Raw genomic sequence first — 11035 nt, 5'->3', positions numbered from 1 at the left:
ATTATTTTAAGTGAAGCAATCAATTTTTCCCTTTATTCACCAACTCAATCAAATGGATTGCGGCCCTGCATGCTTAGTTATGATTGCAAAATATTATGGCAGAAATTTAGATGTAAATGAAGTTAGAACCAAAACACAATTAAACAAAGAAGGAGTTAATTTTCTGGGGATTGCCAATACGGCAGAAGAAATAGGTTTAAGAACCCTGAGTGGTTATCACACAACACAAATAGATTCTTATAAAATAGCGCCAAATTTTACAGGTGATTTGATTGACATACACGATTATTATGAAACGAATATGAAATTAATTTTCTAATCATACAAAGCAAAAAAAGGACAAATTAAAGTTGCATACTATTATTAATACACCTATCAGATAAATGGATAAAACTAAGGAATAATAGTTGATGGCATATTTTGCCTTATTTGTAATGTAACGAACCTACACTACATTTTTAATAAAATTACGTAGTAACCAGTAAAAAAGGAATGCCAGAAAAAGTATAACTTACATAAGCTTTATAAATTTTTACCAATCTATTTTTAAGGGCATATAACGTTAAACCCATTTTATTACGCGAATTTGTTTTTTCGCGTAATTGCTCAGCGTAATAATGAACCGTTTTTACCGAAAGGTTCATGGCCCGGGCTATTTGTTGGTAATCATCCAGTGTTACCAATAATTGTAAAAAACACAACTCCTTTTTGGTGAACGATTGAATAGTTTTGACATCTCGGGGCAATAGCTGTATACGCTTTATTTCAGCAAAGGCTTTTTCTTTATCAAACATTGTTTCATCTATAAATACAGCGCCTTCACTTACATTTTCAATTGCTTTAGCAATTATTTCGGCTGATAGGTTTGCTTTTGCCAGAAAGCCCTTTACACCCATATCCATTAACTCTGCTATTTCATACTCGGAAAGCAATGCAGATACGATGATAACCGGCATTTTAGGGCGGGCATAATGCAATAAACAAGCTAGACTCGTGCCATCTATTTCCGGCATTAACAAATCGGTGATAATGATATCGGGCTCTTTTTTTACCTGTAGCAATTGCCGTAAACAATCTGCACCATTGGCAGCCGTAAATACAATATCCACACCGGGTATAGCAGTGGCTAATTGTTTCAATTGCAACAGGTTAGCAGGTTTACCTTCTACCAATGCTTTTTGTACCTCAGCACGCATACAATAGCCACTCTGCATAAATATAATACAAATTATATGTGCACCGGCCAAAGTTCTATTTTATAATAAAATAGCGTAAAACTACGTAGAAAATTTAGTAAAATTACTAAAGCGGAGGGTGTTAAAAGGTTTTAATTTTAACTAATAATACAGCTTGTCATGAATAAAGGTTAAGCAATTGGCATATTGGAGCTTAAAGGAAAGAAATAAACCAATAAATGGTTTGAATTGATAAATAGTTGAAAATAAACACTGTTTAACAAGCAAAACAAATTAAGAAACGCAAATTTTTAAATTAAGATATACACAATAAGTGTTTAAAACATATTTAGTGGCCACGAATTGAGGGACATTTTGCTTTTGTTGACCCAAAGAAAAAATAACAAAGGGACTGCACAGCAGTGGCAGGGACACTGTAAGGATTGCTGAAAGGCATGAGGGAGCAAACACTGTATGCCCTGTTCGTATTGAGACAGTCAACGAACTCAAGATGAGTATTCATTAACAAACAAAATTGTAATAGATGAAAAAAATGGAATTAAAACAAATGGAGGAAATTGAAGGCGGAAGTTGTGCACCAGTAACTGCAGGACTTGCGCTCGGTGCAGCTGTTGTGAGCACTGTATTTCCACCTGCCGCTCTCCTTGGATGGACACTTGTAGGTTCATGGTTTAGCCAGTGTGTTCATTAATAATAATTGGGTATAATACAACATGTTAATTATACCCAATTTTATTTAAAATCTTAGAAAAAATCTTATTCAGTAAATTCTAATAATTTTAAAAGAAAAAAATATAAATCGTGTTAAAAAATGTTATTATAAAACTTTTGTTGAATGATTGGAAAAGTAGACTAAGAAAAAATGGAAGCAAACAAGGATTTTTATTTCAAATTTTTTTTAATTTTTATACCATATTAGCTACTATACCTGTTATGTATTTTTTATGGCATTTAAAATACATTTTATTATATACCAGATTCAATAAAAATTTTGAAAACATAATTTTTGAAATACTGATTTATATTATCGTAAGTGATTTTATTTTACGTTTAGTAATTCAAAAACAAAATGCTAATGTTATACAACCATATTTAACACTAAACATACCTAAAAGTAAAATCATAAATTTTTTTATCCTTCAATCAATAGCAACAAGCTATAATTTCATTCTTCTGGTACTATTAATACCCTCTATACTCAAAAATTTAAACGAATTATTCAATACGCCAGAAATAGTTTTACTGTACACCTATCTATTCATTTTTTTTCTAATCATCAATTTTTTAGTTCAATTCATTATAAATAGCTCTATAATATTACTTATTTGGATATGGAGAATAACAAGTATTTTTTTCCTTGTTTTTGGGATAATTTTCAATACCAAAATTCAAATGGATGAATATGCCGTAATCATTTTTAAAAATATAGTGTCTAATCATGTCTTATTATTGCCACTTTTAATAGCACTATTCATCGTTATTATCTTTTATAGAAATCAAGTAAGCCAATTACTATACATAGACAGGATAGCCAATAATAAAATGCCATTGAAATCTTTTTTAAAAAATAAACCACCATTGTTTTCTAAGCACCTATTATTTATATTATTTTTTGATATTGAACTGAAACTAATAGTCAGAAACAATAGGCCACTTCAAATAATTGTTAGTGCAATTATTTTTCCTTTAATATTATTAATTGGTGCAGTTGTTTCTGTAAAATATACAGGTATTAGTAGAGGAGATATACTCACTACTTTTTTAATAAGTGTTGGAGCAATAGCAGTACCTATTATTTTTTATGGACAATTCCTATTTTCTTGGCAAAGCTCGCATTTCCCTATTTATTTTGTACTTAACTTAAAAAATAAAGAATATATTAAAAGTAAGCTGCTAATTTTATTTATGCTTTGCACATTAGCTTTTTTAATGTGTTTATTAATTTGGCAAAATAATATAACTATTATTACCTGCTCATATTTTTTTAATGTTGGAATACAAATCCCAATGATATGTTTGTTTGGTATGTTTAATTATCAAAGACTTGATGTAAACAAAAGTGCTTTTTTAAATCATCAAGGAACAGGAATGAATCAGTATATCTATTTTTATAGTTTGTTAACTGTATCATTCATCATCTTTTACCCTTTATATCAATTATTTTCACTTAAAACAACCATAATAATTTTTGGATCATTTGGTATAACCAGTATTTGCTTTTTTAAACTCTGGCTACAAATTCTTACTAAACAATTCAATAAAAATAAATACAAATTATTGGAAGGATTTTCTAAAATTTAAAATAATGATTAAGATAAAAGATATAACAAAAATATACAACGGAAAAAAAGTGGTGGATGTAAAAAACCTTGAAATTAGACCTGGAGAAATTATTGGATTAGTTGGTAACAATGGAGCAGGAAAAACAACATTTTTTAGGTTATTGCTTGACCTTATTAAACCTGATAGTGGAGAAATGCTAATAAATGACCAAAATGTATCTCTTACTGATTACTGGAAGAAATTCACTACCTCATATTTAGATGAAGATTTTTTAATTAGCTACCTTACTCCTATGGAATATCTTTCATTTATAGGCAGTCTGAACAATATATCAGATGTTGAAATAAATAATTTTATAACAACAAATACAAAATTATTTGATGAAACTATTACAAACCAAAAGTACATTAGGGATTTATCAAAAGGTAATCAGTGCAAAGTAGGAATTGCAGGCGCTTTAGTAGTGAACCCTAAAATTTGTATATTAGATGAACCATTTGCTAATCTAGATCCAAGCTCCCAAATACAACTTAAGAATTTACTTTTAAATATTAACTTACAATACGGTACAACCCTATTCATAAGTAGTCACGATTTAAATCATGTTACTAGCCTTTGTAAAAGAATATTAATCATGGAAAATGGTGAAATGATGCAGGATTTATTGGTTAATAAAGAAACTAGAATAAAAATAGAAAGCTATTTTATACATTAAAAAAAGTTTATTCAGGAATGATTGTATTTAATTTTACTTCGGCAAAAAATGACTTTTAAAAAAAATAGCAGTAGTACATCGTTTCAATTGCAACAGGTTAGCAGGTTTATCTTCTACCAATGCTATTTGTACCTCAGCATGCATTCAATAGTCACTTTGTATAAATATAATACAAATAATATGTGCACCGGCCAAAGCTCTATATTTTAATAAAAATAGCGTAAAACTACGTAGAAGATTTAGTAAAATTACTAAAGCGGATGGAGTTAAAAGGTTTTAATTTTAACTAATAATACAGCTTGTCATCAATAAGGGTTAAGCAATTGGCATACTTGAGCTTAAAGGAAAGAAATAAACCGATAAATGGTTTGAATTGATAAATAGTTGAAAATAAACACTGTTTAACAAGCAAAACAAATTAAGAAACCCAAATTTTTAAATTAAGATATACACAATAAGTGTTTAAAACATATTTAGTGGCCACGAATTGAGGGACATTTTGCCTTTGTTGACCCAAAGAAAAAATAACAAAGGGACTGCACAGCAGTGGCAGGGACACTGTAAGGATTGCTGAAAGGCATGAGGGAGCAAACACTGTATGCCCTGTTCGTATTGAGATAGTCAACGAACTCAAGATGAGTATTCATTAACAAATAAAATTGTAACAGATGAAAAAAATGGAATTAAAACAAATGGAGGAAATTGAAGGCGGTACTCCATGCAGTTCGACTGCAAACAAATTCATTGCTGTAACTGGCTTAATTGCAGGAGTAGCTTCGTCTTTTGGGCCAATTGGACTTGCAATTGCTGGGCCAACCGCTTTAGGCATGGGAGTAGCAAGTATTATTTGTGCATGGAAAGAGTAAAATACAAGTAGAAAGAAATTGTCTATAAAATTTGTACGATTTCTTTCTTTTATGATTACCTACAAAATGTCATTCTATTTAACAAAACAAAGTATATAAATTTAAAAAGTATCAAAATGGAAAATATTAAAATTTTAAGAAAAGGAATTTTTCCTCTACGAACATTAAACATCAATATCAATAACAATAATTACAAGATGAAAGGAAATAGTGAGATAATTGTTAGTATTCCTTACAAAGAATTTGATATAAATATGACGATGGATTGGTGGAAATCGACAAAATCAATTAAATTAAGAAATGAACAAAATAAAATTGAAATTAAACATAAATTCCCTGATATTTTCTTCATATTAGGATTATTTTTTTTATCAATTATTACAATTTTAACCTTTATTGGAATATTGCCTATAAACGTGATAACAATATATATTTTAATATATGTACTTATTCAAGCTTACTACGTCATATTTAAATCAAGCGAATATTTCAATATCAACGTATCATAAGAAAATGTATGAAATATACCCTTTCGTCACTTTTTTTTGTGTTATTGCTGATACAAGTACTAATTGCCTTTTACAGTCAAACTTATCTCTTAACAGATGATTTGTACCGTTTAATCGTAGGTTCGCAAATGACCGACCGGCAGTTTGAAGATTACTTGAAGTTTGTACATAAATGGCAATGGGTAAGTTACTTGTTTATTCCACTTGCTTTGCTGCTGCGCATTAGTTTTACATACATTTGTTTAAAAGCTGGCAGCTTTATTACAGACAGGTTTACCCAAGCATCTTTCTGGAAAATAGCTATTCAGGCAGAAGTGATTTTTGCAGTTGGTTCAGTAGCAGGGCTTTTGTACACCGAGTTTTTTGTGAATGTAGAATCGCTGGAACAACTATCCGTAAACCCATTTTCATTACAGATATTTACAGCAGCAAGTATGCCTAAATGGAGCAGCTATTTTTTTAATACACTCAATATTTTTGAGCTTGGGTATGTTTTGTTTCTGGCTTACCTCATAGCAGAGGAATCAAAAAAAACATTCATGCCTTCTTTAAAATTTGTTGCTACTACTTACCTACCTGGCTTAGCCATTTGGGTATTGGTGGTAAGCTATCTATCTGTAGTGTTTCAACCGTAAATATCGTTTATGAATCGTAGAAAAATCATCCTTATTACAGTGCCAGCACTTTTACTTTTATTGGCTTCTTTTCTTAGTTATAAAATCTGGTGTACGACAGAATTGAAAGAAAAAATAGTAGCCGCTACCCAATACCTACCCTCTATACAACTGCGTAAAATGGATGGCAGCATTTTCAATACAGATAGTTTTAAAACCAATGAACCACTTTTAGTACTCAATTATTTTAACCCTGAGTGCGGCTACTGCCAAAGTATGGTGCAGGAAATGTTCCGTGAACAGGCCCTTTTAAAAGATGTAAACTGGCTCATGATTACTTCTTACTCTAAAGAGGGAACTAAGCGTTTTGCAGATAGTATGAATCTTTCAAAGTTAGCTGCGGTTACAGTATTGAACGATACGGCTTCACAATTCATTAAGGCATTTGGAACAATTTCTGTTCCTTCTTTTTACGTTTACAAAAACGGCAAGTTGCTCCGAAAGCATAATGGCGAATGTAGTGTTGCTTATCTGCTAAAACCATAACACTTCATATCACTAGCGACTTATGCTTTTGTCCTTAAAAAAATCAATTAGACAAATCCCTTCTATTGTACAGCAGCAAGACCAAAAAGACTGCGGCGTTGCCTGCCTGCTTTCCCTCATTCGTTATTATGGCGGTGATAATGATTTTGAAAACCTGCGCCGTTTAAGTGGTACTACCATAACAGGCACTACACTATTAGGTTTATTCCAAGCAGCACAGGCTACAGGTTTTGATGCAGAGGGTTGTGAAGCAGATATGGAGGCTTTGCTGACACACCCTTCTCCCTGCATTCTGCATGTGCTTCTTGAAAACAGGCTGCAGCATTATGTGGTGTATTTTGGTACTACTATAAAAAAAGACAAACAACTGCTAATCGTTGGCGACCCCTCAAAAGGTATTGTACATTACACACCCGATGAATTAGAGGCTATCTGGCAATCCAGGGCCTGTTTGGTACTTACTCCCAATGGAAGTTTTCAAAAAACAAAAGACATTGTAAGCAACAAAAAGCAATGGTTTAAGGAACTGATAAAACAAGATGCTCCATTATTAATGATTGCTGCTGTAATGGGTATAGCAATAGCCGCCTTAGGCCTTACGATGTCTATCTTTTCCCAACGATTAATTGATGAATTTCTCCCCCGAAAACAATACAATAAACTCTACACAGGCATTGGCCTTGTTTTCTTCTTACTCATGGCAAAAGAATCGGTAACACTTCTTCGCACTCACCTTTTAATCAGGCAGTCAAAAGAATTTAACCTGCGTATTACAAAAGAATTCTTTTCGCGTTTGCTTTATCTCCCCAAATCGTTTTTTGATACCCGTAAAATTGGAGATCTCACTGCACGATTACATGATACCAACCGCATACAGCGTGTGTTAAGCCAGATAGTAGGTAATACTTTATTGGATGCTATCGTGGTCTTAGTTACACTTGTATTTGTGTTTTCCTATTCAGTTTTCAGTGGCTTTATAACACTGGCTGCCTTACCGGTTTTCTTTTTGCTTATTTACAGAAGCAACAAAAAAATAAGTGAAGCCCAACAATCTACTATGGCAGGTTATGCAATGGCAGAAAGTAATTACATTTCTACATTGCAGGGTGTGGAAGCTATTAAAAACCACAGCAAAGAGCCCTTGTTTTCTGAGGGTAATCATACAGTTTATAATAACTATCAGTCATCCATCTTTCAGTTAGGAAAAATACAAATGCGGCTTACTTTTGTTGCCAATGTATTTGCCGCTTCCCTTCTTTGTAGTTTATTATTATTTCTCAGCAACAGCGTATTGCACAATCAATTAAAGGTTGGAGAATTAATGGCTATCATTGGAATGGTGGGTTCTTTACTTCCATCTGTTGCCAACCTTGCCTTATTAAGCATCCCCATTAATGAAGCCCGTATTGCTTTTAACCGTATGTATGAGTTTGTTGGTATTCAATATAAAGAAGCGGGAATAGAAGAATTGACCCATTTTGAACGCCTTGAAGTTAAACAGGTGTTGTTTCGTTATCCGGGTCGCAGCCCTGTGTTACAAAACATCTCTTTCTCAGTTCAAAAAGGTGAAGTCATTGCCCTGATGGGAGAAAACGGATGCGGTAAAAGTACACTGGTACAACTACTGATGCAGCATTACACAGCAGAAAGTGGAACTATTCTCGTTAATGGCAACTTTAACCTTTACAACATCGAAAAGAAGCGTTGGGGAAAGCTAGCAGCCGTAGTGCCGCAGCAGGTACATATTTTTAATGGCACGATTTTAGAAAACATAGCTTTTGATGATGCGGCTAATAATCCAGAAGCTGTTGCGGAGTTCTTGCGTAATTATGGCTTTGCTCCTTATATGGACAGCCTTCCTCAATCAGTTATGACACTTGTAGGCGAAGAAGGCATAAACTTATCGGGCGGGCAAAAACAAATGATTGCATTAGCACGGGCATTGTATCACCGACCCCAACTATTATTGTTAGATGAAGCAACTTCAGCCATGGACAGAGAAACAGAACGCTTTGTGCTCCACTTACTTCAACAACTGAAAACACAAATGGCGATTGTAATGATTACACACCGTTTGCATGTACTGAAAACATTTTGCGACCGCATATACTTGTTAGACAAAGGTTTTATACATACAGCGGGAAACCATGACACTCTTTTACTCACAAATAATTTATACAGTCGCTACTGGGCCGACATGGTAGATTAACATATAGATTTGATTTACCACAAACCAAATAATCCTGTAAAATAAAAACAAAAAAATTAATGAAACTACCCCTAAAATTCAGTAAAATTACTAAATATATATCATAAATGATGTATTAGTTTTGATTGTTCTTTAAGCTTAAAGTAAAAAATATATGAATACAAATCATATGGAAGAATGATAAAAATCACCAAGCTAAGAAATCGGATATATAAATAGTTGAAACCATATCATAAAAGTATTTTGATAATCTACCATTTACACAAGTTAAGTTCATAATCTAAATTTATAGCAAACCAGTTGAACAGAAGTAATCCAAAAGTAAAGTGAAATTAAATATTTTAAAAAACTTATTACGTCAACAGTAGGTTTTGAAAACAAGTTAATTAAAATAAACATGTTATCAGCATATTTAAAAGGTATAAAAAATAAAGCTGCAAAGGAACCTTTATAAAAGAGTTACAACTTAAAAAATATATGAAAAAATAGTTCATTTCTATCAAACAATGTGTTAGCTAACAAAACATAAACAATCATTTTTTAAACATTCAAAACAAAAGCGTATGTTAAAAACAATTGCAGGGTTACAAGGCGTAACCATTTTGAGCAAAGATGCCCAAAAGAAAATTTCGGGTGGTACATGGGTATGCTCATGCACCGGAATGCCCGGTACTTGGGAATATACTAATACCCCAAGTGTAGATAAGATGATAAGTGACATTGGTATATACTGCACCAATGGCGGAACATGTAATAACTCAATACAGTGATTTTAAAAAACAAAAGGGGGCGTCTTTATCGCCCCTTCCTTGAATATATACTATGATGAAATACCTAATTAGTTTAATTTTTCTAATTTATTCAAATATTGGTTTTGGCCAATTTTTATTAAAAGGCATTATAACATCTGACCATGATGTTCAGTTAAATATTTTTGAACCTTATGAAGGTATGTTTTACAATCATTATCTGGCTACTAAGACCATTAATGCAACACCCCAAAAAGAAATAAACATAAATATTGCTGTAAAAACCTCTACTTTTTTAAAAATGACCTTTGATGGTGAACCGTTTTTTATCTATGCTAAACCCAACGACTCCTTATATTTCAATGCAACCATTTTGGGTGATAACCCACCTGTAAATACCAATTGGATTCGTTTAACAGGTAGCAATGCAAAAGGAATTTTGTTATTCAATAATCAATTCAATTATCCCTATCCTATCTCTAAATTCACGCCTGTATTTAACTTATTTGAGCAAAAAAATTTGAATCTTCCTGAATTAAAGAAAAACTTAATTACCATCATCAACAATTACACCCATCCATATGATACCCTATACCAGGAAAACAAAATAACGGAAAGCTTTAGAACCACCATTAACATTCAATTCAAAGCAATATTGATAGCTGAATTCCTAAAGCCATTTATAAGAAAAGGAATTAAAGAGATTCACTTTATTAGTGCAGATATAAGCAAAGCAAATATTTTACAAATGGCGGAAGAAATACAAGAACCTTTTAATACAAGAGTATTAAGTTGTGTACTTGCAAAATTTTATGTTTCAAGCTATTTACGTTTGAAATATATGATAGCAAATAAATTAGAAACAGATGATGATGTTAAAGACTCTATATTTAATATAAATAATAATACTTATACTTTTAGTAACACATTTGTTCCTTTGCTATATGCTCCTTTTGGTATTAAAACCAATTTAATCGGAGATTATATGATTGTAGCGATTACTTTATTCCCGGAAAGCGTTACTAAAAATGACTTAACAATATTTAATCACCTTTCTCCTAATAATTATTATTTAAAAATCCTTCAAGATAAATACAATTTTAACAATACACAAGCTACTATTGATAGTAATTTGAATATACAATTTATAGATACCACTAAAAAAATTAACACAATTAATGATTTAATAGCACTTAACAAAGGAAAACGATTATACATTGATATTTGGGCTACCTGGTGTGCGCCTTGCATTCAGGAATTTAATAGCTACCAATTTATTGATTCAGCGTTATTTAAATTGAAAATAAATAAACTATTTATTTCCATAGACAGTTATTCAAATTATAAT

At 31.8% G+C, this 11035-nt stretch carries 11 protein-coding genes and 1 pseudogene; 11 read left to right on the top strand and 1 reads right to left on the bottom strand.

Annotated elements, in window-relative coordinates:
- Positions 1-10 precede the first annotated feature (10 nt).
- Positions 11-319: a cysteine peptidase family C39 domain-containing protein gene (locus JK139_RS14890; RefSeq protein WP_218332013.1), complete on the top strand. Its 309-nt coding sequence runs from the start codon at positions 11-13 to the stop codon at positions 317-319.
- Between the two features lie 148 nt (positions 320-467).
- Here JK139_RS14890 and JK139_RS14885 read toward each other — a convergent pair whose 3' ends face one another.
- Positions 468-1214: a response regulator transcription factor gene (locus JK139_RS14885; protein ID WP_143439629.1), complete on the bottom strand. Its 747-nt coding sequence runs from the start codon at positions 1212-1214 to the stop codon at positions 468-470.
- A gap of 505 nt (positions 1215-1719) precedes the next feature.
- On the opposite strand from JK139_RS14885, the gene JK139_RS14880 reads away from it, so the two are divergent.
- The 10 genes and pseudogenes from JK139_RS14880 to JK139_RS14835 form a co-directional block, all read left to right on the top strand.
- Positions 1720-1887, top strand: coding sequence for a hypothetical protein (locus JK139_RS14880; RefSeq protein ID WP_179855944.1), 168 nt, complete (start codon positions 1720-1722; stop codon positions 1885-1887).
- A 110-nt stretch (positions 1888-1997) separates the two neighbouring features.
- Positions 1998-3497, top strand: coding sequence for a DUF5687 family protein (locus JK139_RS14875; protein WP_218332010.1), 1500 nt, complete (start codon positions 1998-2000; stop codon positions 3495-3497).
- 4 nt (positions 3498-3501) lie between these two features.
- Positions 3502-4194, top strand: a complete 693-nt coding sequence (locus JK139_RS14870; protein WP_218332002.1) for an ATP-binding cassette domain-containing protein — start codon at positions 3502-3504, stop codon at positions 4192-4194.
- 668 nt (positions 4195-4862) lie between these two features.
- Positions 4863-5060: a hypothetical protein gene (locus tag JK139_RS14865; RefSeq protein WP_074421100.1), complete on the top strand. Its 198-nt coding sequence runs from the start codon at positions 4863-4865 to the stop codon at positions 5058-5060.
- A gap of 116 nt (positions 5061-5176) precedes the next feature.
- On the top strand, positions 5177-5569 hold the full coding sequence (locus JK139_RS14860; RefSeq protein WP_218332000.1) for a hypothetical protein: 393 nt from the start codon (positions 5177-5179) through the stop codon (positions 5567-5569).
- 8 nt (positions 5570-5577) lie between these two features.
- The gene (locus JK139_RS14855; protein WP_218331998.1) at positions 5578-6204 is read left to right on the top strand and encodes a hypothetical protein; all 627 of its coding nucleotides are present in this window, start codon (positions 5578-5580) and stop codon (positions 6202-6204) included.
- A 9-nt stretch (positions 6205-6213) separates the two neighbouring features.
- Positions 6214-6729: a TlpA family protein disulfide reductase gene (locus tag JK139_RS14850; protein ID WP_218331996.1), complete on the top strand. Its 516-nt coding sequence runs from the start codon at positions 6214-6216 to the stop codon at positions 6727-6729.
- A 22-nt stretch (positions 6730-6751) separates the two neighbouring features.
- Positions 6752-8938, top strand: coding sequence for a peptidase domain-containing ABC transporter (locus JK139_RS14845; protein WP_218331994.1), 2187 nt, complete (start codon positions 6752-6754; stop codon positions 8936-8938).
- 563 nt (positions 8939-9501) lie between these two features.
- Positions 9502-9708 (top strand): hypothetical protein, encoded by a 207-nt coding sequence (locus tag JK139_RS14840; protein ID WP_074420241.1) that lies wholly within the window; start codon positions 9502-9504, stop codon positions 9706-9708.
- A 55-nt stretch (positions 9709-9763) separates the two neighbouring features.
- A pseudogene (locus JK139_RS14835) lies at positions 9764-11035 on the top strand (hypothetical protein); the annotation flags it as partial.

Origin of the sequence: Hydrotalea lipotrueae (assembly GCF_019249625.1) — a bacterium.
GTDB lineage: Bacteria > Bacteroidota > Bacteroidia > Chitinophagales > Chitinophagaceae > Hydrotalea > Hydrotalea flava.
The sequence above is the reverse complement of the archived record's forward strand: the minus strand, read 5'-3'. Positions and strand labels throughout refer to the sequence as shown.

Excerpts from the sequence above, each read along its gene's own strand:
- JK139_RS14860 (WP_218332000.1), top strand. The coding sequence starts at position 5,177 with ATGGAAAATATTAAAATTTTAAGAAAAGGAATTTTTCCTCTACGAACA.
- JK139_RS14880 (WP_179855944.1), top strand. The coding sequence starts at position 1,720 with ATGAAAAAAATGGAATTAAAACAAATGGAGGAAATTGAAGGCGGAAGT.
- JK139_RS14855 (WP_218331998.1), top strand. The coding sequence starts at position 5,578 with ATGAAATATACCCTTTCGTCACTTTTTTTTGTGTTATTGCTGATACAA.
- JK139_RS14850 (WP_218331996.1), top strand. The coding sequence starts at position 6,214 with ATGAATCGTAGAAAAATCATCCTTATTACAGTGCCAGCACTTTTACTT.
- JK139_RS14840 (WP_074420241.1), top strand. The coding sequence starts at position 9,502 with ATGTTAAAAACAATTGCAGGGTTACAAGGCGTAACCATTTTGAGCAAA.
- JK139_RS14865 (WP_074421100.1), top strand. The coding sequence starts at position 4,863 with ATGAAAAAAATGGAATTAAAACAAATGGAGGAAATTGAAGGCGGTACT.
- JK139_RS14870 (WP_218332002.1), top strand. The coding sequence starts at position 3,502 with ATGATTAAGATAAAAGATATAACAAAAATATACAACGGAAAAAAAGTG.
- JK139_RS14845 (WP_218331994.1), top strand. The coding sequence starts at position 6,752 with ATGCTTTTGTCCTTAAAAAAATCAATTAGACAAATCCCTTCTATTGTA.
- JK139_RS14885 (WP_143439629.1), bottom strand. The coding sequence starts at position 1,214 with ATGCAGAGTGGCTATTGTATGCGTGCTGAGGTACAAAAAGCATTGGTA.